The sequence below is a fragment of the Pseudomonas sp. BB438 genome, from assembly GCF_057180225.1.
Genome location: NZ_CM170001.1, coordinates 2,212,747 through 2,236,066 on the forward strand (window position 1 = coordinate 2,212,747; position 23,320 = coordinate 2,236,066).

Annotated in this window: 22 protein-coding genes and 1 pseudogene; 12 read left to right on the top strand and 11 right to left on the bottom strand. The window is 67.3% G+C overall.

Annotation, left to right across the window (positions count from 1 at the left end; genetic code table 11):
• Positions 1-66 precede the first annotated feature (66 nt).
• From AC1ZV1_RS10385 to AC1ZV1_RS10405, 5 genes are all read right to left on the bottom strand, one after another.
• The gene (locus AC1ZV1_RS10385; protein WP_484296630.1) at positions 67-1,347 is read right to left on the bottom strand and encodes a CynX/NimT family MFS transporter; all 1,281 of its coding nucleotides are present in this window, start codon (positions 1,345-1,347) and stop codon (positions 67-69) included.
• A 53-nt stretch (positions 1,348-1,400) separates the two neighbouring features.
• The gene (locus AC1ZV1_RS10390) at positions 1,401-2,048 is read right to left on the bottom strand and encodes a FadR/GntR family transcriptional regulator (protein ID WP_484296631.1); all 648 of its coding nucleotides are present in this window, start codon (positions 2,046-2,048) and stop codon (positions 1,401-1,403) included.
• A 131-nt stretch (positions 2,049-2,179) separates the two neighbouring features.
• Positions 2,180-2,965, bottom strand: coding sequence for a XopAW family type III secretion system calcium-binding effector (xopAW, locus tag AC1ZV1_RS10395; RefSeq protein WP_484296632.1), 786 nt, complete (start codon positions 2,963-2,965; stop codon positions 2,180-2,182).
• 108 nt (positions 2,966-3,073) lie between these two features.
• Positions 3,074-4,204, bottom strand: a complete 1,131-nt coding sequence (locus AC1ZV1_RS10400) for a sensor histidine kinase (RefSeq protein ID WP_484296633.1) — start codon at positions 4,202-4,204, stop codon at positions 3,074-3,076.
• Positions 4,185-4,940 carry a response regulator gene (locus AC1ZV1_RS10405; RefSeq protein WP_484296634.1) on the bottom strand — a complete coding sequence of 252 codons (756 nt, stop codon included), beginning with the start codon at positions 4,938-4,940 and terminating at the stop codon, positions 4,185-4,187. Before AC1ZV1_RS10405 ends, AC1ZV1_RS10400 begins: the two co-directional genes overlap by 20 nt.
• A gap of 321 nt (positions 4,941-5,261) precedes the next feature.
• On the opposite strand from AC1ZV1_RS10405, the gene kdpF reads away from it, so the two are divergent.
• The 6 genes from kdpF (at position 5,262) to AC1ZV1_RS10435 (ending at position 13,442) form a co-directional block, all read left to right on the top strand.
• The gene (gene kdpF / locus AC1ZV1_RS10410; RefSeq protein ID WP_009618573.1) at positions 5,262-5,351 is read left to right on the top strand and encodes a K(+)-transporting ATPase subunit F; all 90 of its coding nucleotides are present in this window, start codon (positions 5,262-5,264) and stop codon (positions 5,349-5,351) included.
• Between the two features lie 8 nt (positions 5,352-5,359).
• Entirely contained in the window at positions 5,360-7,054 is a 1,695-nt protein-coding gene (gene kdpA / locus AC1ZV1_RS10415) for a potassium-transporting ATPase subunit KdpA (protein WP_484296635.1), read from the top strand.
• Positions 7,055-7,064: 10 nt separating this feature from the next.
• The gene (kdpB, locus tag AC1ZV1_RS10420) at positions 7,065-9,125 is read left to right on the top strand and encodes a potassium-transporting ATPase subunit KdpB (RefSeq protein WP_484296636.1); all 2,061 of its coding nucleotides are present in this window, start codon (positions 7,065-7,067) and stop codon (positions 9,123-9,125) included.
• A 212-nt stretch (positions 9,126-9,337) separates the two neighbouring features.
• On the top strand, positions 9,338-9,886 hold the full coding sequence (gene kdpC, locus AC1ZV1_RS10425) for a potassium-transporting ATPase subunit KdpC (RefSeq protein WP_484296637.1): 549 nt from the start codon (positions 9,338-9,340) through the stop codon (positions 9,884-9,886).
• A 165-nt stretch (positions 9,887-10,051) separates the two neighbouring features.
• Positions 10,052-12,709, top strand: a complete 2,658-nt coding sequence (locus tag AC1ZV1_RS10430; RefSeq protein WP_484296638.1) for a DUF4118 domain-containing protein — start codon at positions 10,052-10,054, stop codon at positions 12,707-12,709.
• A 40-nt stretch (positions 12,710-12,749) separates the two neighbouring features.
• Positions 12,750-13,442 (top strand): response regulator, encoded by a 693-nt coding sequence (locus AC1ZV1_RS10435; RefSeq protein WP_484297539.1) that lies wholly within the window; start codon positions 12,750-12,752, stop codon positions 13,440-13,442.
• 72 nt (positions 13,443-13,514) lie between these two features.
• Here the strand turns inward: AC1ZV1_RS10435 and AC1ZV1_RS10440 are convergent, their stop codons facing one another.
• The 3 genes from AC1ZV1_RS10440 to AC1ZV1_RS10450 form a co-directional block, all read right to left on the bottom strand.
• Positions 13,515-13,841 carry a type II toxin-antitoxin system RelE/ParE family toxin gene (locus AC1ZV1_RS10440; RefSeq protein ID WP_484296639.1) on the bottom strand — a complete coding sequence of 109 codons (327 nt, stop codon included), beginning with the start codon at positions 13,839-13,841 and terminating at the stop codon, positions 13,515-13,517.
• Positions 13,838-14,068 carry a type II toxin-antitoxin system ParD family antitoxin gene (locus AC1ZV1_RS10445; RefSeq protein WP_484296640.1) on the bottom strand — a complete coding sequence of 77 codons (231 nt, stop codon included), beginning with the start codon at positions 14,066-14,068 and terminating at the stop codon, positions 13,838-13,840. Before AC1ZV1_RS10445 ends, AC1ZV1_RS10440 begins: the two co-directional genes overlap by 4 nt.
• 80 nt (positions 14,069-14,148) lie before the next feature.
• On the bottom strand, positions 14,149-15,186 hold the full coding sequence (locus AC1ZV1_RS10450) for a patatin-like phospholipase family protein (RefSeq protein WP_484296641.1): 1,038 nt from the start codon (positions 15,184-15,186) through the stop codon (positions 14,149-14,151).
• 107 nt (positions 15,187-15,293) lie between these two features.
• Here AC1ZV1_RS10450 and selD point away from each other — a divergent pair, with 107 nt between their 5' ends.
• Positions 15,294-16,328, top strand: a complete 1,035-nt coding sequence (gene selD, locus AC1ZV1_RS10455) for a selenide, water dikinase SelD (protein ID WP_484296642.1) — start codon at positions 15,294-15,296, stop codon at positions 16,326-16,328.
• Entirely contained in the window at positions 16,328-17,428 is a 1,101-nt protein-coding gene (gene mnmH, locus AC1ZV1_RS10460; protein WP_484296643.1) for a tRNA 2-selenouridine(34) synthase MnmH, read from the top strand. The genes selD and mnmH overlap by 1 nt, the downstream gene beginning before the upstream one ends.
• A 33-nt stretch (positions 17,429-17,461) precedes the next feature.
• Here mnmH and AC1ZV1_RS10465 read toward each other — a convergent pair whose 3' ends face one another.
• Positions 17,462-17,809: a GFA family protein gene (locus AC1ZV1_RS10465; RefSeq protein ID WP_088417552.1), complete on the bottom strand. Its 348-nt coding sequence runs from the start codon at positions 17,807-17,809 to the stop codon at positions 17,462-17,464.
• A gap of 152 nt (positions 17,810-17,961) precedes the next feature.
• Here AC1ZV1_RS10465 and AC1ZV1_RS10470 point away from each other — a divergent pair, with 152 nt between their 5' ends.
• Positions 17,962-18,240 (top strand): hypothetical protein, encoded by a 279-nt coding sequence (locus AC1ZV1_RS10470; protein ID WP_484296644.1) that lies wholly within the window; start codon positions 17,962-17,964, stop codon positions 18,238-18,240.
• 75 nt (positions 18,241-18,315) lie between these two features.
• Positions 18,316-18,924 (top strand): flavin reductase family protein, encoded by a 609-nt coding sequence (locus AC1ZV1_RS10475; RefSeq protein ID WP_484296645.1) that lies wholly within the window; start codon positions 18,316-18,318, stop codon positions 18,922-18,924.
• Positions 18,925-18,946: 22 nt separating this feature from the next.
• Here AC1ZV1_RS10475 and AC1ZV1_RS10480 read toward each other — a convergent pair whose 3' ends face one another.
• The gene (locus tag AC1ZV1_RS10480) at positions 18,947-19,315 is read right to left on the bottom strand and encodes a hypothetical protein (protein ID WP_484296646.1); all 369 of its coding nucleotides are present in this window, start codon (positions 19,313-19,315) and stop codon (positions 18,947-18,949) included.
• Positions 19,316-20,588: 1,273 nt separating this feature from the next.
• On the opposite strand from AC1ZV1_RS10480, the pseudogene AC1ZV1_RS10485 reads away from it, so the two are divergent.
• Both AC1ZV1_RS10485 and AC1ZV1_RS10490 read left to right on the top strand, forming a co-directional pair.
• A pseudogene (locus AC1ZV1_RS10485) lies at positions 20,589-20,639 on the top strand (hypothetical protein); the annotation flags it as partial.
• Between the two features lie 201 nt (positions 20,640-20,840).
• Complete coding sequence (locus AC1ZV1_RS10490; RefSeq protein WP_484297540.1) at positions 20,841-21,545, top strand: methyl-accepting chemotaxis protein; 705 nt, start codon at positions 20,841-20,843, stop codon at positions 21,543-21,545.
• Here AC1ZV1_RS10490 and AC1ZV1_RS10495 read toward each other — a convergent pair.
• Positions 21,513-23,252, bottom strand: coding sequence for a SulP family inorganic anion transporter (locus tag AC1ZV1_RS10495; protein WP_484296647.1), 1,740 nt, complete (start codon positions 23,250-23,252; stop codon positions 21,513-21,515). The two genes, AC1ZV1_RS10490 and AC1ZV1_RS10495, sit on opposite strands and share 33 nt — an antisense overlap.
• Between the last annotated feature and the right edge of the window lie 68 nt (positions 23,253-23,320).

Sequence of the window (23,320 nt, forward strand, 5' to 3'; positions counted from 1 at the left end):
CGTTTCGATGCGGCGCTGTTCGCGAGCAGGCTCGCTCCTGCCCAAGCGCTTCGCCGCAAGGCGAGCTCAAATGTGCTCGCTCTTCACCTGCACCAGCTTGTCGCGACCGGCGCCCAGGCCGAACGCAATGGCCGCTAGCGTCACCACCACGAAGATCACCCCGGTCGCCGCCCAGCCGCCGGTCGCGTCGTGCACCACGCCGACCAAAAAGGGGCCGCAGGCCGCCAGGGTGTAGCCCACGCCCTGGGCCATGCCGGACAGGTTGGAGGCGACGTGGGAGTCCGGCGCGCGCAGCACGATCAGCGCCAGTGCGATGCTGAAGGTGCCGCCCTGTCCGAGGCCGAGCACCACGGCCCAGCCCCAGATGCCCGAGAGTGGAGCGAGCAGCAGGCCGAGCAGGCCGGCCAGGGTCAGGCCCATGACGATCACCACGGCGATGCGCTGGTCCTTGCCGCGGGTCGCCAGCCAGGGGGCGGCCAGGGCGCTGAACAGCTGCACCATCACCGAGCCGGAGAGCACCAGCCCGGCCTCCACCGCGCTCAGGCCGCGGTCGATCAGGATCGACGGCACCCAGCCGAAGACGATGTAGGCCAGCGACGACTGCAGGCCCATGTACAGCGTCACCTGCCAGGCCAGTGGGTCACGCCACAGGCCCTTCACCGTGTACACCGTGCGATGGGCGTGATGGTTCTGGCGGGTCTGCGGCAGCCAGATCGCCGCGGCGACCACGGCCGGAATCGCCCAGAACGCCAGTGCTATCTGCCAGTTGTTATCCATCAGCCTGGCAAGCGGTACGGTGGCGCCCGCAGCGGTGGCAGCGCCCAGGCACAGGGCCATGGTGTAGACGCCGGTCATGGTCCCGGCGATGTGCGGGAAGTCGCGCTTGACGATACCTGGCAGCAGTACGCCGATGACGCCGATGCTGGCGCCGGCCACCAGGCTGCCGAGGAACAGTCCGGCCACCGGGAACAGGCTGCGTAGCACGATGCCGCCGGCCAGGGTGAAGAGAATCAGCAGCACGGTGCGCTCAGCGCCCAGGCGCCGAGCGAGCATCGGTGCCAGGGGGGCGAACAGTCCCAGGCAGAGCACCGGCAGGGTCGTCAGCAGGCCCGCGGCGGCCGCTGACAGCCCAGTGCCGTCGCGCACCGTGTTGAGCAGCGGCGACAGGCTGGAAAGCGCCGGCCGCAGGTTCATTGCCACCAGCACCAGGCCGAGCAGCAACAGCCAGGTGCGTGGTGGGCGCGGCTTGGCGTTCGCGGCGCTGTCGTCTTCCGCGTCGATCAGCAGTTCTTCGGGCGGGCAGGACACCTGGTGTTCGGTGTCTTTCGGGTCATTGGGCAAGGACATGGTGGGCATTCCAGGGCAGCAAGGCAGAAAGCGTTCGTAGAAGGAGCTGGGAGTCAGATCAGCAGCGCGCGGTTCGCTTTTGCGGCCGCATCGGCGTCACCGCGGGCGATGGCCTCCACCAGCTCGCGGTGCAGTTCGAAGCTGGGTTGCGGCCGGCTGGGGTCTCCGATGGTGCGCTCCAGGCCGGCGCGGATCACCTGGGAGAAGTAGCGGTACAGCTCGCTGAGCACCGGGTTGTGGGCGCTGTCCACCACGCGCTGGTGGAAGGCCAGGTCGTGGGCGATGTAGTCGTCCAGCGCGCCGCCGTGGTGGACGGCGGAGACCTCCAGCGCCTCGTGCAGGGCGGCCAGGTCGGCCTCGGTGCGCCGCTCGGTGGCCAGCCGGCTGGCTTCCACCTCGATGATGCCGCGCGCTTCGAGCGCCTGTTCCACCGAGCTGCGGGCCAGCACCAGCATGGTGTCCAGCGGGTCGGCGCAGGCGCGTACGTAGGTGCCGTCACCCTGGCGTACTTCCAGCACACCGGAGAAGGTGAGCACGCGCACGGCTTCGCGCACGGTATTGCGGCTGATACCGAGGGACTCGGCCAGCTCGGGCTCCGGCGGCAGGCGTTGGCCCAGCGGCCAGGTGCCGTCGTCGATACGCAGGCGGATCTGCTCGAGGGCGATGTCCACCAGCGAGCGTTTCTGAATAGGGCTTGGCATGGAAACATCCAATCATCGGATGAATTTGAAGAGGCCAAGACTAGGTCAGTGGCGGGAGGCTGGCAATGGGGAACAGTGCGGGGAAGCCGCCGGGGCGGGGGGCGCTCCGGCGGAGGGGTATCGCGTGCGGATCAGGCGGCGATGTTGACCAGGCTGCCACTGGTCGCCTGGAGAGCGGTCACTTCGCTGCTCTGGTACTGCTTGAGCAGGTTGGCGACCAGCTTCTGGTACGCGGCGCCGGTGTTGGCGCTGGTCGAGGAGGTGCTGGAGGCGGTGCTCGTCGCGCTGTCCGAGGTGCTGCTGGAGGCGTCGCCGGACGAGCCGCTGGAAGCAGACGGCGGCGGGGGCGGCGGCGGGCCGTCGCTGCGCTGGGCCTGTAGTGCGCTGGAAAGCTCGTCGCTGCTGATGGAGCCGCTGCCATCGGCGTCGAGCTGGCTGAACAGTTCGCTCAGGCGCTCGCTGTCGTCGCTGCTGCCCAGGGCGGAGAGTTCGTCGCTGCTGATGCTGCCGTCGCCGTCGCTGTCCAGGGCGCTGATCAGGTTTTCGGCGGAATCGCCCGCACCGCCCATTCCACCCATGCCCCCAGGCGGCGGGGGAGGCGGCATGGCTGCCGACAGTTCGTCCTGGGAGATGCCGCCGCTGCCATCGCTGTCCAGTTCGCTGAGCAGCGCATCGATGTCGATATCGCTGCTGTCCGAGTCGTCGCTGGAGGACAGCGCGCTGGTCAGTTCGTCCTTGCTGATGCTGCCATCGCCATCGCTGTCGATGGACTTGAACAGGTCTTGCTGGAATTTTGCCGCGCCCTGGGAACCGCCAGTGTTGCCGCTCTGCGTGGCGGTAGTGCTGCTGGCGGTCTGGGTCCGGGCGAGCGAGCTGGTGTAGTAGCTCGCATAGCTGCTGCTCACGCCGCTGATCATAGGAGAGTCTCCATGGTTGCCGAACCGGAGGGTTCTCCGGTGATGACAGCCTCGGGTCTGCCTGTGTCGCGGGTTTGTGCGCTTTGTTTGCTGGCGGCTACAACGGCGTTACGCCGTTGTGCTTCTGGGCAGGCGCAGCACGGCCGTGGCACCGCCGCCGGGGGTTTCCTCGAAATACAGATCGCCGCCCTGGCGCCGCGCGGCATCGCGGGCGATGGCAAGGCCGAGACCGACACCGCCGGAGTTGCGGTTGCGCGATCCCTCCAGGCGGAAGAAAGGCTCGAACACCTGCTCGCGCAGCTCGGCAGGAATGCCGGGGCCATGGTCGCGGACGCGTATCTCCACCTCGCGGGTGCCGTCGCGCAGCTCGATGCTGACATCGCCGGCATAGCGCAGGGCGTTGTCCAGCAGGTTGTTCAGGCACGAGCGCAGCGCCATGGGTTGTACCTTGAGCGGTGCGCAGTAACCCTCCACGCCCACATCAGCGCCGCGTTCGCAGGCGTCTTCGGCGAGGGAGTCGGCCAGCGCCTTCACGTCGAACCACTGCAGCGGCTCGGTGGCGCGCTCCTGTTGCAGGTAATGCAGGGTGGAGTCGAGCATGCCGATCATCTCGGCCAGGTCCTGGCCGATGCGCGTGCGCAACTGCGGGTTGTCGATTTCCTCGACACGCAGGCGCAGTCGCGACAGCGGGGTGCGCAGGTCATGGGAGACCGCCACCAGCATGCGGCTGCGTTGCTGCACCTGCTCGCGGATACGTTCGCGCATGCGGTTGAAGGCGTGGGCGGCCTGGCGCGCTTCACGCGGGCCGGTTTCCGGCAGCGGCGGGCTGTCCAGGTCCTCGGAGAGGCGCAGTGCAGCATCGCCCATGTGTTGTACCGGGCGGGCCAGCAGGCGCGCGCCGACATAGGCGGCGAGAATCAGGGTCAGCAACTGGAAGGCGAACGGCACGCTCCAGAACGGCAGACGTGGGCCGGGCGGCGGCGGTGGCGGACGGAAGCCTTCGGGGCCGCTCGGGAAACCTCGCGGCGGCGGGCCGCGCTCGAATCCCTGTTCCGGAGGCGGTGGTGGCGGTGGCTCGTGTCGCGGGCCGTAGTGGTGGAACCAGGCGAAGGCCAGCAGGTGCGCGACCACGATGGCCAGCAGGAATACCCCGAACAGCCGGGCGAACAGGCTGTCGGCGCGCTCCAGGGGTTTTGCCTTTACGCGCTCGGGCGCGGACTCAGGCGATATCGCGGACATCGAACAGGTAGCCTTCGCCGCGCACGGTCTTGATCAGCCGGGGCGAGCGCGGATCGTCACCCAGCTTCTGCCGCAGCCGCGAGACCAGCAGGTCGATGCTGCGGTCGAAGGCCTCGATGGTGCGGCCACGTGCAGCGTCCAGCAGCAGTTCGCGGTTGAGCACCCGCCGTGGGCGTTCGAGGAACACCCAGAGCAGGCGGAACTCGGCGTTGGACAGCGGTACCACCAGGCCGTCCGGGGCATGCAGCTGGCGCAGCACGCTGTCCAGGCGCCACTGGTCGAAGCGTACCTGGGCACGCGGTTCGCCGCGGTTGCCTTCCTCGGTGGAGACGCTGGTACCGCGCACGCGGCGCAGAATGGTCTGGATGCGCGCGACCAGTTCGCGCGGCTCGAAGGGCTTGGCCATGTAGTCGTCTGCGCCCAGTTCCAGGCCGATGATGCGGTCCGCCGGCTCGCAGCGCGCGGTGAGCATGAGGATCGGAATGTCCGACTCGGCGCGCAGGAAACGGCACAGGGACAGGCCGTCTTCGCCGGGCAGCATCAGGTCCAGCACCACCACATCAAAGCTCTCGTTCTCGAGTGCGCGGCGCATCTCGACGCCGTCGGCAACGCCGTGGGCCTCGATGTTGAAGCGGGCGAGATAACCGCAGAGCAGCTCGCGGATCGGCTCGTCGTCATCCACCAGCAGGGCGCGGGTCGTCCAGCGGCGTGGGTCGTCGGAAGTGGTCGGGTACATGAAGAAACCTGTCGCGGAAAAACGTGGGGCAGGATGGCCAAGGGCCGCCAGGGGCATGCGACACGCGCATGCTAACCCGTCATCGCGTGCGCGGGCCATGGTCGGCGAGGCTGCGGGCGACGGGTGTCCTCAGCGTGTCGTCTCTGTATCGGTCTCGATACAAAGCCTCTCGAACGCCGCCGCAGAGCGGTTTTTTACGTTTTCTTTATGCCGCCCGGCGCGACCGGGAATCGCTCCTTTACGCGTTCCTTGCGGAAAATTTCCGTCAGGCGGCAACGGCCGCCCAAGCGATGGAGTCGCCCGCGTGAGGAGAAAGCAATCATGAGCGTGCTCGACGGTGTGTCACTGGTCCTGGCCACGGGACTGTTCATCTACCTGCTGGTGGCGCTGCTGCGCGCCGACCGTTCCTAGGAGACGTCATGAACAGTCATGACCTGTTGCTGATCGTCGCATTCCTGGCGCTGGTGCTGGTGCCGGCACCGTTCCTCGGGCGCTTCTACTACAAGGTGATGGAAGGGCAACGCACCTTCCTGAGCCCTGTGTTCCTGCCCATCGAGCGGGCCATCTACCGCGCCTGCGGCATCCATCCCGACGACGAGCAGGACTGGAAGCGCTACACCCTGGCACTGCTGGCGTTCAACCTGGTGGGCCTGGTGCTGCTGTTCGCCATCCTCCTGCTGCAGGGACTGCTGCCGCTCAACCCGCAGCACCTGCCGGGCCTGGAGTGGACGCTGGCGTTCAACACCGCGGTGAGCTTCGTCACCAATACCAACTGGCAGGCCTACAGCGGCGAAGCGTCGCTCAGCTACCTGAGCCAGATGCTCGGGCTGACCGTGCAGAACTTCGTCAGCGCCGCCGTCGGCCTGGCCGTGCTGGTAGCGCTGGCGCGCGGCATCTCGCGCAAGTCGACGAACAACCTGGGCAACTTCTGGGTCGACCTCACCCGTGCCACCCTCTACGGGCTGATCCCGCTGTGCCTGCTGCTGGCGCTGCTGCTGGTCTGGCAGGGCGTGCCGCAGACCTTCCTCGACTATGCCCACGCGCTGACCGTGCAGGGCGCCGACCAGTCGATCCCGCTGGGCCCGGCGGCCAGCCAGATCGCCATCAAGCAGCTGGGCACCAACGGCGGCGGCTTCTTCGGCGTGAACTCGGCGCACCCGTTCGAGAACCCGACCATCTGGAGCAACCTGTTCGAGGTCGTCTCGATCATCCTGATCCCGGCCGCGCTGGTGTTCACCTTCGGCCACTACGTGAAGGACCTGCGCCAGAGCCGCGCCATCCTCGGCTGCATGCTGGTGCTGTTCGCCCTCGGCCTGGGCGTTTCGCTATGGGCCGAGTACCAGCCCAACCCGGCGCTCAGTGCGCTGCCGGTGGAGCAGGTCGCCCCGCTGGAAGGCAAGGAAAGCCGCTTCGGCACGGCCGCCAGCGTGCTCTGGGCGGTGACCACCACGGCCGCTTCCAACGGCTCGGTGAACGCCATGCATGACAGCCTCAACCCGCTGTCGGGCATGGTCGCGATGCTCAACATGATGGTCGGCGAAGTGATCTTCGGCGGCGTCGGCGCGGGCCTCTACGGCATGCTGCTGTTCGTCCTCGTTGCCGTGTTCCTCGCCGGGCTGATGGTCGGTCGCACCCCGGAGTACCTGGGCAAGAAGCTCGAGGCCCGTGAAGTCCGCCTGCTGGTAGCGACCCTGCTGGTGATGCCGGTCGGCGTGCTGGTGCTCGGCGCCATCGCCGCCAGCCTGCCCGGCCCGGCTTCGGCGGTGAGCAACCCCGGTGCCCACGGCTTCAGCCAGTTGCTCTACGCCTACACCTCGGGCACCGCGAACAACGGCTCGGCCTTCGGCGGATTCGGCGCCAACACCCCGTTCCACAACCTGATGATCGCCCTGGCCATGCTGATCGGCCGCTTCGGCTACATCCTCCCGGTGCTGGCGATTGCCGGCAGCCTGGCGGCGAAGAAGACCACGCCGGTCGGCCCCAACAGCTTCCCGACCCACGGCCTGCTGTTCGTCAGCCTGCTGACCGCCACCATCCTGCTGGTGGGCGGCCTGAACTTCCTGCCGACGCTGGTGCTGGGCCCGGTGGCCGATCACCTGACGCTCGGTTTCTGAGGAACCTGCAATGAACGCTAAAACCCAGGAACTGACCCTGAACAAGGCCGTCGAAAAACGCCCGACCACCGCGCTGTCCGCCCTGTGGAAGCCAGCGCTGGTGCAAGCCTTCGTCAAACTCGACCCGCGCCAGCTGCAACGCTCGCCGGTGATGCTGGTGGTGGCTCTGACCGCCGTGCTGACCACCGTGCTCTGCGCCGTCGGCGGCGACGCGGTGCCCACTTTCGTCGCCGTGCAGATCGCCGTGTGGCTGTGGTTCACCGTGCTCTTCGCCAACTTTGCCGAAGCCCTCGCCGAGGGTCGCGGCAAGGCCCGCGCGGACAGCCTCAAGGCCGGTACCCAGGGCCTGCAGGCCCTGCGCCGGACCGCCAGCGGCAACTTCGAGAAGGTCGCTGCCAGCAGCCTGCGCAAGGGCGATGTGGTGCGCGTCGAGTCCGGTGAGCTGATCCCCGGCGACGGCGAGGTGATCGAAGGCGTGGCGGCGGTCAACGAGGCCGCCATCACCGGCGAATCCGCACCGGTGATCCGCGAGTCCGGCGGCGATCGCTCGGCCGTGACCGGCAACACCCGGCTGGTCTCCGACTGGCTGCTGGTGAAAATCACCGCGAACCCGGGCGAGTCCACCCTCGACCGCATGATCGCCCTGGTGGAAGGCGCCAAGCGCCAGAAGACCCCCAACGAAGTGGCGCTGGACATCCTGCTGATCGGCCTGACGCTGATCTTCCTGCTGGTGGTCGTCACTCTGAAGCCGTTCGCCCTGTTCGTCGGCGGCAACCTGCCGCTGGTGTTTCTGGTGGCGCTGCTGGTGACGCTGATCCCCACCACCATCGGCGGCCTGCTCTCGGCCATCGGCATCGCCGGCATGGACCGCCTGGTGCGCCTGAACGTCATCGCCAAGTCCGGCCGCGCCGTGGAAGCGGCGGGGGACGTGCACGTGCTGATGCTCGACAAGACCGGCACCATCACCTTCGGCAACCGCCGCTGCAGCGCCCTGCACACCGCGCCCGGCGTGCAGCCGCTGGAGCTGGCCGAAGGTGCGTTCCTCGCCTCGCTGGCCGACGATACGCCCGAGGGCAAGTCCATCGTCGAGTTCCTGCGCGCGCAGATCATCCTGCCTGAGCCTGACCGCAACCGCGTGACGCCGATTGCCTTCAGCGCCGAGACGCGCCTGTCGGGCATCGACTTCGACGGCCACGTCTATCGCAAGGGCGCGGTGGACGCCGCGCTGGCCTTCGTCGGCCTGGCCCGCGCGCAGATGCCCGAGAGCCTGGCCAAGGAGATCGAGCGCATCGCCCAGAGCGGCGGCACGCCGCTGCTGGTGGTGGCCGACGGCAAGCTGCTCGGCGCCATCCACCTGAAGGACGTGGTCAAGCCGGGCATCCGCGAGCGCTTCGCCGAACTGCGCCGCATGGGCATCCGTACCGTGATGGTGACCGGCGACAACCCGCTGACCGCTGCCGCTATCGCTGCCGAAGCGGGCGTGGACGACGTGATCGCCGAGGCCACGCCGGAGAAGAAGCTGGCGCGCATCCGCCAGGAGCAGGGCGAGGGGCGCATGGTCGCCATGTGCGGCGACGGCGCCAACGACGCCCCGGCCCTCGCGCAGGCCGATGTCGGCATGGCCATGAACGACGGTACCCAGGCCGCCCGCGAGGCCGCCAACCTGGTGGACCTGGACAGTGATCCGACCAAGTTGCTGGACGTGGTGCAGGTGGGCAAGGAGCTGCTGGTGACCCGTGGCGCACTGACCACCTTCTCGGTGGCCAACGACGTGGCCAAGTACTTCGCCATCCTCCCCGCCCTGTTCGCCGGCATCTACCCGCAGCTGGGCGTGCTCAACGTGATGAAGCTGGCCAGCCCGCAGAGCGCCATCCTCTCGGCCATCGTGTTCAATGCGCTGATCATCGTCGCGCTGATTCCCCTGGCCCTGCGCGGCGTCCGCGTACAGGCCAGCGATGCGTCGCAGCTGCTGCGCCGCAACCTGCTGATCTACGGTGTGGGTGGGCTGGTGGCGCCGTTCGTGGGGATCAAGGTGATCGACCTGATCCTGGTCGCCGTGGGCCTGGCTTGACGGGCTTCTTTGATCGACTGACGGGATGTGCTGGTGCCGTGCACCCTCTCCCTAATCCTGGCTACGCGCCCCGCTCCGAAGGGAGAGGGGACTGTCCGGAGTGAGCGGAAGTATCGGATTACGCCGAATTGCTTTTACTCCCTCTCCCTTCAGGGAGAGGGCGGGGGAGAGGGTAAACAGCCCCGCCCCCGACCCAACAGAGGAACACAAACATGCTCAACCAACTCCGCCCCGCCATTGTCTCGCTGGTCCTGCTCAGCGCCGTCACCGGCGTTGCCTATCCGCTGGCTGTCACCGGCATCGCCCAGGTCGCCTTCCACGATCAGGCCAACGGCAGCCTGGTCCGCGACGACCAGGGCAACGTGCGTGGCTCGGCGCTGATCGCACAGAAATTCGATGGCGCGCAGTGGTTCCATCCGCGCCCCTCGGCCGGCGACTTCGCCACCGTCTCCAGCAGCGCCAGCAACCTCGCGCCTGGCAACCCGGCGCTGGCCGAACGTGTCGCCAAGGACGTCGTGACCGAACAGGTCGGCACCCAGCCTGTGCCGCTGGCGCTGGTCACCACCTCCGGCAGCGGCCTCGACCCGCAACTGCCACCCGCTGCCGCGCTGTACCAGGTACCGCGCATTGCGCTGGAGCGCGGCGTGCCGGCGGCCAGCCTGGAAAAACTCGTGGAAGCCAAAACCGAGCGCCCGCTGATCGGCCCCGCCGTGGTCAACGTGCTGGCGCTGAACATGGCCCTGGCCGGCCTGCCTCGCTAGACTCCAGCGCCAGTACCGACCTCTGCCGCGGTACGAGGAAAAACGCAGGGCCGTCCGTAGGCAGAGGACGGCTCCCTCGCCCCTCAGGGAGAGGGCTGGGGAGAGGGTTCGGTGAACTCGCTCCCTCATTGAAACGAGCGCCCCGGGCGCTCCGAGGATAGCCCCATGACCGACCCCAACCGCGCCGACGCGCTGCTGGCCGACCTGCCCCCCACGGGCCGTGGCCGCCTCAAGGTATTCCTCGGTGCCGCACCGGGCGTCGGCAAGACCTACGCCATGCTGCTGGCCGCCCAGAGCCAGTTGCGCCAGGGCGTGAAGTTGCGCGTCGGTGTCGTTGAAACCCACGGCCGCGCCGAGACCGAAGCATTGCTCGCCGGCCTGCCGCAGCAGGCGCTCAAGCGCTCCGTCTACCGGGGGATCACCCTGGAGGAAATGGACCTCGACGGCCTGCTCGGCGACCCGCCGGCGCTGGCTCTGGTGGACGAGCTGGCCCACAGCAACGCCCCCGGCAGCCGCCATGCCAAGCGCTGGCAGGACATCCAGGAACTGCTCTCCGCCGGCATCGACGTCTACACCACGGTCAACGTCCAGCACCTGGAAAGCCTCAACGACCAGGTGCGCGACATCACCGGCGTGCACGTGCGCGAAACGGTACCCGACTGGGTCCTGCAGGAGGCCTTCGAACTGCTGCTGGTGGACCTGCCGCCGCGCGAGCTGCTGGAGCGTCTGCGCGAGGGCAAGGTCTACGTCCCCGAGCAGGCGCGCGCTGCCATCGACGCCTTCTTCAGCCAGACCAACCTCACCGCGCTGCGCGAGCTGGCGATGCAGACCGCCGCTGCACGGGTCGATGCCGACCTTGCCCACCGCTATCGCCAGCAGGGCGGCGAGGCGCCGGCCGTGCGCGGGCGCCTGCTCGTCGGCGTCGACGGCGAACAGAATGCCGAGCGCCTGGTGCGTCACGCCTGCCGCGTCGCCGAGCGCCGGCACCTGCCCTGGTCGCTGGTGCACGTGGATACGGGCGATGCGCGCAGCGAAGAGTCACGCATGCAGTTGCAGAGCGCCCAGCAACTGGCCGAGCGCCTGGGCGGCGACGTCGTGGAGCTGCGCGGCGGCGAAGTCGCGCGGACCCTGGTCGAGCACGCCAAGGAGCGTCGTGCCACGCTGTTGCTGGTCGGCCGTTCGCGGCAGCGCTGGTACCGCCAGATGTTCGGCGGCGGCCTGGCAGCACGCCTGCTGCGCCTGGGCGATGGGCTGGAAATCAGCGTGCTCGACAGCGAAGCCGATCTCGCGCCACCCAAGGCCCGCCCGCAATCGCCCTGGCCCTGGGGCAATTACCTGCTTGCCGCGCTGGCCGCCGCCTGCGCCAGTGCCCTGGCCTGGGCGGTGGCCAGCGTGCTGGAGCTGCCGAACATCTCCCTGGTGTTCCTCGCCGCCGTGCTGCTGGTGGCGGTGCGCAGCAGCCTCGGCCCGGCGCTGGCCTGCGCGGTGCTGTCGTTCCTGGCCTACGACTTCCTGTTCATCCCGCCGCACTTCTCCTTCTCCATCCAGCGCGAAGAAGACGTGCTGACCCTGCTGTTCTTCCTGCTCATGGCCGGCCTCACCGGCAACCTCGCGGCCCGTCAGCGCCGACAGTTGCAGGCCCTGCGCGAGACGCAGGAAGAGACCAGCCAGATGCTCGACCTGTCGCGCAAGCTGACTGCGGCCACCGACCGCCAGGCGGTGATGGCCGCTGCCACGCAGCAGTTGGGCGGCTGGGAGGGGCTGGATATCTGCCTGCTCGGCCGGGTCAACGGCGAGTGGAGAGTGGAGGGCGGCCTGAACCGCGCGCTGGAAGACCAGGAGCGCGCCGCCGCCGACTGGGCCTGGCAGCACGACCAGCCATCCGGCCTGGGCACCGGCACGCTGCCGGGCGGGCGCTGGTGGTGGTGGCCGCTGTCCGGCGAGGACGGCCCGCTGGCGCTGCTTGGCGTCAGTCCACGTGACGGTCAGCCGCTGCCAGGTTCGCGTCGCCGCCTGCTGGCAGCCCTGGGCCAACCGCTCGGGCAAGCGCTGGCCCGAGCACGGCTGGCCGAAGACCTCGAAGCGGCGCGCCTGCACGGCGAGACCGAACAGCTGCGCAGTGCGTTGCTGGCCTCGGTCAGCCACGACCTGCGCACACCGCTCACCTCCATGCGCGGCGCCATCGACAGCCTGCTGGCGCTGGGCGATGCGATCCCGCCGCCGGATCGCCGCGAGCTGCTGGAAAGCACCCGCGACGAGGCTGAGCGCCTGGACCGCTACATCCAGAACCTGCTGGACATGACCCGCCTCGGCCACGGCGGCCTGAAGCTGTCGCGCGACTGGGTGTCGCCCGGCGACATCGTCGGCAGCGCGCTCAATCGCCTGCGCGCGGTGCTCGCTCCGTACCGCGTGGAAACCCGCGTGCCGCCGGAACTGCCGCTGCTCTACGTGCACGCCGCGCTGATCGAACAGGCGCTGGTCAACGTACTGGAGAACGCCGCGCGCTTCTCGCCGCCGCAAGGCCGGCTGCGGGTCGCGGTGGAGCAGGGTGACGAGGAACTTCGCTTCTCGGTGAGTGATGAAGGCCCCGGTATTCCGCTGATCGAGCGCGAGAAGATCTTCGATATGTTCTACACCGCTGCGCGCGGCGACCGTGGCGGGCAGGGGACCGGGCTGGGCCTGGCGATCTGCCAGGGCATGGTCGGCGCCCACGGCGGGCGGATCACCGTCGAGGACGGTATCGATGGGCGTGGGACCACCCTCGTGCTGCACCTGCCGCTGCAGCAACAGCCGGACCTGGAGCAGCTTGATGCTGCTGTCTGAAAGGCTCAAGCTGGACGCCCCCAGCCAGCCCGGATTGCCGATGAACGCCAGCGCCGTCACCATCCTGGTCGTCGACGACGAACCGCAGATCCGCAAGTTCCTCCGCATCAGCCTGAGTGCCGGCGGCTACAAGGTGCTCGAGGCGGGCACGGGCGAGGATGGCCTGGCTCAGGCCGCACTGGGCCGCCCGGACCTGGTGGTGCTCGATCTCGGCCTGCCGGACAAGGATGGCCAGGACGTGCTGCGTGAGCTGCGCGAGTGGTCGCAGGTGCCGGTGCTGGTACTCTCGGTGCGCGCCAGCGAAAGCGAGAAGGTGCTGGCGCTGGACAGCGGCGCCAATGACTACGTGACCAAGCCCTTCGGTATCCAGGAATTCCTTGCGCGCATCCGCGTGCTGTTGCGCCAGGGTGCCAGCGGCGAGACGCAGGAGGCGGTCGTCGCGGTGGGACCGCTGAGCGTGGACTTCTCCTATCGCCGAGTGCTGCTGGACGGTGCCGAGGTCTCGCTGACGCGCAAGGAGTACGCGGTGCTGTCGACCCTGGCGCGCCACATTGGCCGGGTGGTCACCCAGCAGCAACTGCTCAAGGATATCTGGGGGCCGACGCATACCGAGGACACGCACTACCTGCGGGTGGTGGTCGGGCATCTGCGGCAGAAGCTCGCCGACGATCCGGCGACGCCGCGGTTTATCGTGACCGAGGCCGGCGTGGGTTATCGATTGCGCGAAGGCTGACCTCGCGGTATTCCCCTTTTGCGCCGGCCATGTCCAGATCGCGCCCATTGGGCGCTCTTACGAGTTGCAACCTTAGCCTTCGTTGGTCAGCAGCCAGTCGGCGATATCCCGTTTGCCATTCAGCACACGCCAGACATCGAGGTGGTCGGCTCGCTCAATGAAGAACACCAAGTGTGGATAGCGTTTCAGAGGCCAACTGCGCAGGCCCGGAATGTCCAGTTCGTGGGCATATCGTGAAGAGGCCGCTGCGGGGTTTCGTGCAATCAACCGATAGGCGCGTTGTAGCTCGTCGATAAAGCCGAAGGCGGTCTTCTTGCCACCTTCGCTCAGGTAGTACTCCACGGCCTCTTCGACATCCCGCCGGGCGAGTGCTCGGGGAATGACCGGGCGAGCTTTCAAGAATCGCGCACGCGCTCACGCAGCGCGTCGAAATAACCTTCGTCCACAGCTTCACTAGGTTCGGACGCCGCTCCGGCCAGTAGCAGGTCACGCAGGTGCTGGCGATCCTGGTCTTTGCGGATCAGCTCGCGCACATACTCGCTGCTTGTGCCGTACCCGCGCTGGCTGACCTGATCATCGACGAAGCCTTTCAATGCTTCAGGCAGGGAGATATTCATCGTGCTCATGCCGGTTCTCTCGGAAATGGCAAAATTTGCCAAAAGCATACGCCGTTCACTCCACGAGGCAAAAGCCTTCCGCTAGTCGGTCAGTATGGATTCTCCGCCTCGTACCGATCCAGCGTATCGCTGGCGATCTGCCGGCCAAGCGCGATCAGTTCGGGGGCCTTGTAGAACTCGAAGAAGCGGCACACGCGCTTGGGCACGTTGATCAGGATGTCCGGCGGGTAGCCGGCGATCTTGTACTGCGCCAGCGATGTCTGCATCACCTCGAAGCTCTGGTTCACCAATTCCAGCAGCGAGGCGGGGCTGCTGCTGTCGATCACGTGGCTGCCGGTGGCCGAGCGCGGCGAGCCCTTGGCCTGCGGGGCGGCGGCGGGTTGCTGCATTTCCGGTTCGGCGGGCTCTTCGGAGGCGGCCGGCACCGGGTGGAGCAGGGCATCGGCGATCAGTTCGGGTGGTGGTTCGACCTCGCCACGGCGGAAGAAGCTGAGCTTGTTCGACAGCCCGGAGATCACCGAGTCGAAGCGACCCTTGAGGGCCGCGGGGCGCTCGATCACCGGCAGTGAATACTGGCGCTGGTTGGTGGCGTTGAGGTTGACCGCGACGATCAGGTCGGCGTGGGTCGAGACGACAGGAACGATGGGCAGCGGGTTGAGCAGGCCGCCGTCCACCAGCATGCGGGTGCCCTGCATGACCGGGGTGAACAGGCTGGGAATCGCCGCCGAGGCGCGCATGGCCTGGTGCAGGCAGCCTTCCTGGAACCAGATTTCCTGCTGGTTGGTGAGGTCGGTAGCTACCGCCGTGTAGGGGATCGGCAACTGTTCGATATCGATTTCGCCGAGAATTTCGTGGATCTTGCCGAAGACCCGCTCGCCACGGATAGCACCGAGACGGAAGCTGACGTCGAGCAGGCGCAGCACGTCGAGGTAGTCGAGGCTTTCCACCCAGTCTCGGTACTCGCCCAGCTTGCCGGCGGCGTAGATGCCGCCGATCACCGCGCCCATGGAGCAGCCGGCGATACACACCACCTCATAGCCGCGCCGTTCGATCTCCTCGATCACTCCGATATGCGCATAACCGCGCGCGCCGCCGGAACCGAGTACCAGCGCGATCTGTTTTGACATGGGGCAACTCCGCGTGACGAACCTTGCGACGATACGCCGGGGGCGGCGGCCGCGCCAAGCCGGGCTTTGCTAGAATCGCCGTTTGATTTCCCTGCCGGAGCCCCCCGATGAGCGAACCGATCCGCCTGACCCAGTACAGCCATGGCGCTGGCTGTGGCTGCAAGATTTCCCCCAAGGTCCTGGAGGTCATCCTCGCCGGCAGTGGCGCGCAGAATCTCGACCCCAAGCTGTGGGTCGGCAACGCCTCGCGCGATGACGCCGCCGTCTACGAAATCGACGCCGAGCGCGGCGTGGTGTCCACCACCGATTTCTTCATGCCGATCGTCGACGATCCCTTCGATTTCGGCCGGATCGCCGCCACCAATGCGATCAGCGACATCTACGCCATGGGCGGTGATCCGCTGATGGCCATCGCGATCCTCGGCTGGCCGGTGAACGTGCTGGCGCCGGAAATCGCCCGCGACGTGATTGCCGGTGGCCGCAAGGTCTGCGACGAAGCCGGCATCCCGCTGGCGGGCGGGCACTCCATCGACGCACCCGAGCCGATCTTCGGCCTCGCCGTCACCGGGCTGGTGGAGAAGCGCTTCATGAAGCGTAACGACACCGCCACCGTCGGCTGCAAGCTGTACCTGACCAAGCCGCTGGGCATCGGCATCCTCACCACCGCCGAGAAGAAGGCCAAGCTGCGCGCCGAAGACGTGGGCCTCGCGCGTGACTGGATGTGCACCCTGAACAAGCCGGGCGCGCGCTTCGGCAAGCTTGATGGCGTGAAGGCGATGACCGACGTCACCGGCTTCGGCCTGCTCGGTCACCTGGTGGAAATGGCCGACGGCAGTGGCCTGGCCGCCCGCGTTCGCTACGATGCCGTGCCGCGTCTGGCCAGCGTCGAGTACTACCTGGAGGCGGGCTGTGTTCCCGGCGGCACCCTGCGCAACTTCGACAGTTACGGCGAGCGCATCGCGCCGCTGCCGGAACTGCACAAGCTGCTGCTGTGCGACCCGCAGACCAGCGGTGGCCTGCTGGTGGCGGTGGCGCCGGAGGGCGAGGCGCAGTTCCTCGCCACGGCGAAGGAGCTGGGCATGGACCTGGCGCCCATCGGCGAACTGGTCGGCCGACAGCGACACGCGGTCGAGGTGATCTGATGCGCGACAACACCCGCCACTACCGCGAACTGTTCCTCGGCGATGTGAAGATGATGGACGTGCGTGCCCCGGTCGAATTCGGCAAGGGTGCGTTCCCCAATGTGATCAACCTGCCGCTGATGAACGACATCGAGCGGCAGAAAGTCGGCACCTGCTACAAGCAGAACGGCCAGCAGGCGGCCATCGCCCTGGGTCACGAACTGGTCATGGGCAAGCTCAAGGCGGAGCGCATCGAGGCCTGGGCGAACTTCGCCAGGGCCAATCCCGAGGGTTACCTGTACTGCTTCCGTGGCGGGCTGCGTTCGCAGATCACCCAGCAGTGGCTGAAGACCGAGGCCGGCATCGAGTACCCGCGCGTCGTCGGCGGCTACAAGGCGATGCGTGGCTTCCTCTTCGACACGACCCGCGCCGCCGTCGAGGAATGCCAGTTCGTGCTGGTGGGCGGCCTGACCGGCACCGGCAAGACCGAGGTCATCGCCCAGTTGGCCAACAGCCTGGACCTGGAAGGCCACGCCAACCATCGCGGGTCCGCCTTCGGTCGCCGCGCCACACCGCAGCCGGCGCAGATCGATTTCGAGAACCGCCTAGCCATCGACATCCTGAAGAAGCGCCATGCCGGCATGGAGCAGTTCGTGCTGGAGGACGAAGGACGCATCGTCGGCAGTTGCTCGGTGCCGCTGGAGCTTTACCAGGGCATGCAGCACTACCCGCTGGTGTGGCTGGAGGACAGCTTCGAGCAGCGCGTGGAGCGCATCCTCAAGGACTACGTGGTGAACCTGTGCGCCGACCATGTTCAGGTGGTGGGCGAGGAGGGTGGTTTCGACTCCTTCGCCGCGTACCTGCGCAAGAGCCTGTCCGGTATCGTCAAGCGCCTGGGCGGCGAACGCTACCAGCGCCTGGCGGCGATCATGGATGAAGCCCTGGAAGAGCAGAAGCGCAGCGGCGCGGTGGACCTGCACCGGGGCTGGATCGAGGGGCTGCTGGGCGAGTATTACGACCCGATGTATGCCTTCCAGCGCGAGAGCAAGGGCGAGCGCGTCGAGTTCCGCGGCACCCAGGACGAAGTGGTGGAGTATCTGAGGTTCCGCGCAGAGCGCTGATCAGTGTTCACGCTTCAGGTTCGAGCTGGTGCGTCACCGGCTCTTGCCGTCATATTCCTTCACTGTCAGCCCCGCCAGGTCCACGCCTGGCAGGCAGCGCACGTTGATCGCTGCCATCGGCGTGCCGTCCGGCATCGCACCATAGGCCAGCGGCGCGCAACCGCAGGTAGGGCAGAAGCGGTGCTCGATGCGATGGGTGTTGAACGTATAGGTGCTCATCGCACTCTCAGGAGTCGTCAGCTTCAGCTTGCCGCGCGGCACGAACCATAGCAGCGAGCCCTTGCGCCGGCAGATCGAGCAGTTGCACGACACGACTTCACCGACATCCCCTTCCACTTCGAACGCGATCTGCCCGCAATGGCAGCTGCCCTGGTGCACCATGATCCGTCTCCTTCTCGGGATATCCCGTGGGAAAACAGTGTAGTAGTCGCTTGAACGCCTTCCGCCCGGTGGCATACTGCGGCGCCGTCCGGCAGGCTTCGGCGCCGCGTTCTAAGCTGGATTCACCCGCGAGTACTTCCAGGAGTTTCGTCATGCCGCGCATTTCCCTGATCATCGCCGTGCTGCTGGCTGTCGCCGGTTGCTCGGGCAAGACCGTCAATCGCGACAGCTGCGCCAATGAGCTGAACGCCGCCTGGCACGAGCTGGACCTGGCCAAGGCCGAAGGGTTCGCCGGCACGGTCAGCTACTCCAAGGCCGTTGGCCTGCTGACCGCCGCCAAGACCCAGCAGCAGGTCGAGGCCTACGACGGTTGCTCCGACAAGGCCAGCCGCGCGCGCTTCTACATCAAGGAATCCCGCGCCGGCCGCTGAGCCGCGCATCGCCGGGCCGCCTGAAGCGACCCGCGTCTTTCCACCGCATCGCTCACCGTCTGTCCGGATATCCTCATGCAACTCGACTTCACCCAACTGTCCAAGGCCGAGGCCTATCGCTGGTTGGCCTCCACCGTCACGCCGCGCCCTATTGCCTGGGTCTCCACCCTGTCGGCGGAGGGCCGGAGCAACCTCGCACCGTTCAGCTTCTTCCAGGTGATCAGCGATTCGCCGCCAACCCTGCTGGTCAACACCAGCGTACGTGAGGATGGCAGCGTCAAGGACACCCTGCGCAATGTGCGCGAGACTGGCGAGCTGGTGATCCATCTGGTCAGCGCCGCCCAGGCCGAGAACATGAACGCGACTGCCGCCTGGCTGCCCCACGGTGTCAGCGAGATCGAGCAGGCCGGTATCGCGACCGTGCCCAGCGAGCGTGTAGCGCCGCCACGTGTGGTCGGCGCGCCGGTGGCCTTCGAGTGCCAGTTGGCGGAGATCCTGCCGTACCCGGCGGACAATCCCTCCAGCCTGTTGATCTTCGCCCGCGTGCTGCTGGCGCATATCGACGAGTCGGTGATGCAGGACGAGCGCCATGTCGACCCGGCGAAGCTGGACCTGGTGGGTCGCCTGGGCGGCACCCAGTACAGCTATACCCGCGACACCTTCAGCATGATCCGGCCAAAGTAAGCGCGCGCCTGGCGCCAAGGCGTCAGGCGAACTCCAGTTCCAGGCCGAGCTGCCAGTGGATACCGCTCAGGCGCGCCAGATCCAGCCGTTCACCGAGGGCGAAGAGTTCCGAGAGCAACGTGTCGCGGCGGGGGAATTCCAGCGCGCTGCGGTGAACCAGGCTGACGATGTCGTGTACCAGTTGCCAGCCGCACTGGGCGTCGAACCAGCAGTCCGACCGCTCGTCCTCGTCGCCGAGTCGCGGATAGACGAAGCGGCGGATCGGCAATTGCCCACCCTTCAACAGTAACGGGTCGAGGCGGCGCTGCTCCTGGTACAGCGCCGGCAGGACGAGCTCGTGGGAGAGTCCCGTCAGCGGGCGTTGCAGGACCAGTTGGTAATAGGCGTTCATCCGAGTACCTGGAGTGGGAATTCAGGTGCCGGAATCTGAACGATCGCAGCGGCAGGTCGCTGTCGGTGGTTTCCGTAACCGAGTCAGGAAAGTCCTGTTCAGTGTTCTGGATACGACCTCCACGTACCTCTGTGCAGCATCACCGTGCCATCACCGTCGCACCCTCTATCCAGCCAGTGCGCGGCGCTCCTAATGTTCCGTCCAAAAGCAGCGATAACGATCAGGAGACCTTCGAGGATTTCCTGCAACGCCATTGCGGATGGGGGGAGATGCCATGGTTGCCTTCGTGCAGCGTCGTCTGGCCGATATGGGTACGGCAAAGAAACTGGCCATCGGATTCGGCCTGGTGCTGTTGCTCACCGCGCTGGTGGCGGTGATCGGCGTCACCTCGCTACGGGCGATATCCCAGCGTTTCGATCTGCTCGGCGACATGTCGACCATCAACCGCGAGCTGCTGGAGATGCGCCAGAGCGAGAAGGATTTCGTGATCGATGCCAGCGATGCCTCGGCCCAGCGCCTGCGCGAGCACGCCGGCGCGCTCAACGACGCCGTCACGCGGCTCAAGGCCGAGCCCGACCAGGCCGCGGCCATGGCGCGGGTGGAGCAGGGCGTGGCCGACTACCTCGCCGCCTTCGCCCGCTTCGAGAAATCCAGCAAGAGCCGGCGGCTGTCGCTGGATGCCGCCACCTGGTCGGTGAACGGCGCGTCCAACAGCCTGGACATCCTGCAATCCAGCCTGGCCGATGACGGTGCCTATGAACTCAAGGACTCCCAGGGGCAGAAGGGCGAGGAGCTGCTGCAGCAGGCCGCCCAGGTCAGCCAGCTCTATCGCCTGGTGCTGCAGGGCCTGAACGAGGCTCGCTCGCGCATGGAGGCTGGCAGCGACGAGAAGGGCGAGGGCGGCCGCATCAAGTCCGCCGCCGAGGCACTGGCGCTGTCCGCCAAATTGCAGGAGGCGATCACCGACCCGACCTACGTCTCGGTGCTCAAGGACGTCATCACCAACATCAACGCCTTCGTCGAGAAGCTCGACGAGTACACCGCCAGCCTCGAGCAGGAAAAACAGGTCCATGCGCAGATGAATGACCGCGCGGCCCAGGTCATGCAGCAGGTCGATGATGCCTACGCTGCCCAGCGCGCGGCCATGCAGACTCAGCTGCGCACCAACACACTGCTGATTGTCGCCTCGGCCGCGCTGGCGCTGCTGGTGGGCGCGCTGGCTTCGTTGCTGATCACCTGGATGATCGTGCGGCCGCTGCGGCAGGTGATCGGCATGGCCAGCCGCATTGCCGAGGGCGACCTGAGCGTGAGCATCGAGGTACGGCGCAAGGACGAAGTCGGGCAGTTGATGGGCGCGGTCGGCAGCATGGCCGATAGCCTGCGCAGCATCGTCAGCCGGCTCAGCGACGGCGTGGGGCAGATCACTGCGTCGGCGCAGGCGCTGTCCAGCATCACCGAGCGTACCCAGCACGGGGTGAACAGCCAGAAGGCCGAGACCGACCAGGTCGCCACGGCGATGAACCAGATGGCCGCCACCGTCCACGACGTGGCGCGCAACGCCGAGGAGGCCGCCAGCTCCGCGGAACAGGCCGACGGCAAGGTCGCCAGCGGGCAGGATGTGGTGCGCCAGACGCTCGGCCGCATCGAACAACTGGCCGATGCCGTGCGCGCGGCCACGCAGAGCATCGAGCAATTGGGCCGCGAGAGCCAGAGCATCGGCAGCGTGCTGGACGTGATCAAGAATGTCGCTGAGCAGACCAACCTGCTGGCGCTCAACGCCGCCATCGAGGCTGCCCGGGCGGGCGAGCAGGGCAGGGGCTTTGCCGTTGTGGCCGACGAAGTCCGGGCGCTGGCGCGGCGTACCCAGCAGTCCACCGCCGAGATCGAAACGCTGATTGCTGCGCTGCAGAGCGGCGCGAGTACGTCGGTTCAGCGTATGCAGCGCAGTCATGCGCTGGTGGAGATGACCGTGGGCGACGCGGTGCAGACCGAGGCCGCGCTGGGCACCATCGCCTCGGCGGTGGCGGTGATCCACCAGATGAACCAGCAGATCGCCGCCGCGTCGGAGCAGCAGAGCGCCGTGGCCGAGGAGATCAGCCGCAGCGTCAGCAGCATCCGTGGCATCGCCGACGAGTCGGCACAGGCCATGGAATCCACCGCGTCATCCAGCGTCGAGCTGGCGCAGCTCAGCCGCGAACTACAGGGGCTGGTCGGGCAGTTCCGCCTGTGACGTCTGTGCGCTGGCTGCCTGTTCGCGTTTGCGCTGCTGGTGCCAGCGCCGGTAGGCATTGACCCCCGCGCGCACCGAGCTGAACACCAGCGGCGGCTTCACCTCGCCGAGAGCACCGGAGCGCTTGAGCATCGCCAGGGTCTCGCCGGTGACCCGCGCCAGGGACAGGTGCACGCCCTGGGCGTCGAGGGTCTGCTGCACTTCGCGCAAGGTCGTCAGGCCGCTGATATCCAGGTTGAGGATGCCCTCGGCATTGAGCAGCACTGCACGGGCGTTTGGGGCTTGCGCCACCACTTCCAGCAAGCGCTGTTTGAAGTAGTCGGCATTGAAGAACAGGATCGGCGCGTCGAAGCGGTAGATCACCAGCCCCGGCAACGTGTGGGCGTTGGGGTATTGCTCCAGTTCCACCTGGCCGTCGATGCCGTGCACCCAGCCCATCACCGCGTCATGCGGGCGATAGGTGAGATAGAGCAGGCGCAGCAGGGCCAGCATGATGGCGACGAAGATGCCTGGCAGGACGCCCACGCTGAGCACGCCTATCGTGGTCAGCACGCAGAGCCCGAACTCGAACCGGCTCAGCGCCCAGAAGCCGCGCAGCGCGCGGAAGTCGATCAGGCCCCAGCCGGCCATCAGCAGCACCGCGCCCAGCGCCGGCATCGGCACCCAGCCCAGCGGCTTGCTGAACAGCAGCAGGACCAGGCCGATCACCAGCGCGGCGACCACGCCGACCATCTGGCTCTTGCCGCCGACCATGTCGTTCACCGCGGTACGCGAGTCGGCGCCGCTGATGGCGAAGCCCTGGGAGATCCCCGCGCCGATGTTGGCCATGCCCAGCGCCATGAACTCGTGGTTGGCGTCGATGGCGTATCCGTGGCGGGCGGCGAAGCTGCGCGCGGTGAGCATGGCGCTGCAGAAGCTGACGATGGTGATCCCCATGGCGTCGCGGAACAGGTTGCCCAGTTCCTCATAGTTGGTCCGTGGCCAGCTCAGCTGCGGCAGGCCTTGCGGCACTTCGCCGAGCAGCTTGATGCCGTACTGGTCGAGGCCGAACAGCGCTGCGATCACCGAGGCGAAGAGCACGCCGACCAGTGCGCCGGGAATCTTCGGATAACGGCGTGGCAGCAGGATCATCAGCGCCAGGGTGCCGACGCCCAGCGCCAGGGTCGGCAGGTGGGTATCGGTCAGGTTGCGCACCAGGGCGATCAGGCCGCGGACGAAGCCACTGGTTTCGCTGTGGTAGCCGAGGATCTTGCCCAGCTGGCCGGCGATCAGGCTCAGGCCGATGCCGTTCAGGTAGCCCACCAGCGTGGGCCGCGAGAGGAAGCTGGCGACGAAGCCGGCGCGGGCGAAACCGGCGGCGATGGACATGGCGCCCACCAGCACCGCGACGATCATCGACAACTGCAGCAGGCGCTCGGGATTGCCGGCCGCCAGCGGCGTGATGGCGGCCGCGACCATGGCAGCGGTGGCGGCATCCGGGCCGACCATCAACTGCCGCGAGCTGCCGACGATGGCGTAGATCAGCATCGGCAGGATGCAGGCGTAGAGCCCGACCTGCGGCGGGAAGCCGATGATCTGCGAGTAGGCGATGGCGGTAGGAATCTGTACCGCGGCCACGGACAGGCCGGCCTGGACATCGCGCGGCAGCCAGTCGAAATGGTAGTGCAGCAGGCCGTCCAGACCGGGCAGCCAACGGGCGAGGGACATTCGGGGGATCTTCCTTGGAATCGACCAAGAGAAATCCTAGCTGGAAAGACTCAGCAGAGCTTGTCGGA

Coding starts and splice junctions, on each gene's coding strand:
- AC1ZV1_RS10475 (WP_484296645.1), top strand. CDS start 18,316: ATGCAACTCGACTTCACCCAACTGTCCAAGGCCGAGGCCTATCGCTGG.
- xopAW (WP_484296632.1), bottom strand. CDS start 2,965: ATGATCAGCGGCGTGAGCAGCAGCTATGCGAGCTACTACACCAGCTCG.
- AC1ZV1_RS10400 (WP_484296633.1), bottom strand. CDS start 4,204: ATGTCCGCGATATCGCCTGAGTCCGCGCCCGAGCGCGTAAAGGCAAAA.
- AC1ZV1_RS10465 (WP_088417552.1), bottom strand. CDS start 17,809: ATGGTGCACCAGGGCAGCTGCCATTGCGGGCAGATCGCGTTCGAAGTG.
- AC1ZV1_RS10435 (WP_484297539.1), top strand. CDS start 12,750: ATGAACGCCAGCGCCGTCACCATCCTGGTCGTCGACGACGAACCGCAG.
- AC1ZV1_RS10495 (WP_484296647.1), bottom strand. CDS start 23,252: ATGTCCCTCGCCCGTTGGCTGCCCGGTCTGGACGGCCTGCTGCACTAC.
- kdpC (WP_484296637.1), top strand. CDS start 9,338: ATGCTCAACCAACTCCGCCCCGCCATTGTCTCGCTGGTCCTGCTCAGC.
- AC1ZV1_RS10480 (WP_484296646.1), bottom strand. CDS start 19,315: ATGAACGCCTATTACCAACTGGTCCTGCAACGCCCGCTGACGGGACTC.
- AC1ZV1_RS10385 (WP_484296630.1), bottom strand. CDS start 1,347: ATGTCCTTGCCCAATGACCCGAAAGACACCGAACACCAGGTGTCCTGC.
- mnmH (WP_484296643.1), top strand. CDS start 16,328: ATGCGCGACAACACCCGCCACTACCGCGAACTGTTCCTCGGCGATGTG.
- AC1ZV1_RS10450 (WP_484296641.1), bottom strand. CDS start 15,186: ATGTCAAAACAGATCGCGCTGGTACTCGGTTCCGGCGGCGCGCGCGGT.
- AC1ZV1_RS10390 (WP_484296631.1), bottom strand. CDS start 2,048: ATGCCAAGCCCTATTCAGAAACGCTCGCTGGTGGACATCGCCCTCGAG.
- selD (WP_484296642.1), top strand. CDS start 15,294: ATGAGCGAACCGATCCGCCTGACCCAGTACAGCCATGGCGCTGGCTGT.
- AC1ZV1_RS10405 (WP_484296634.1), bottom strand. CDS start 4,940: ATGTACCCGACCACTTCCGACGACCCACGCCGCTGGACGACCCGCGCC.
- AC1ZV1_RS10470 (WP_484296644.1), top strand. CDS start 17,962: ATGCCGCGCATTTCCCTGATCATCGCCGTGCTGCTGGCTGTCGCCGGT.
- AC1ZV1_RS10445 (WP_484296640.1), bottom strand. CDS start 14,068: ATGAGCACGATGAATATCTCCCTGCCTGAAGCATTGAAAGGCTTCGTC.
- AC1ZV1_RS10430 (WP_484296638.1), top strand. CDS start 10,052: ATGACCGACCCCAACCGCGCCGACGCGCTGCTGGCCGACCTGCCCCCC.
- kdpF (WP_009618573.1), top strand. CDS start 5,262: ATGAGCGTGCTCGACGGTGTGTCACTGGTCCTGGCCACGGGACTGTTC.
- AC1ZV1_RS10490 (WP_484297540.1), top strand. CDS start 20,841: ATGGCCGCCACCGTCCACGACGTGGCGCGCAACGCCGAGGAGGCCGCC.
- kdpA (WP_484296635.1), top strand. CDS start 5,360: ATGAACAGTCATGACCTGTTGCTGATCGTCGCATTCCTGGCGCTGGTG.
- kdpB (WP_484296636.1), top strand. CDS start 7,065: ATGAACGCTAAAACCCAGGAACTGACCCTGAACAAGGCCGTCGAAAAA.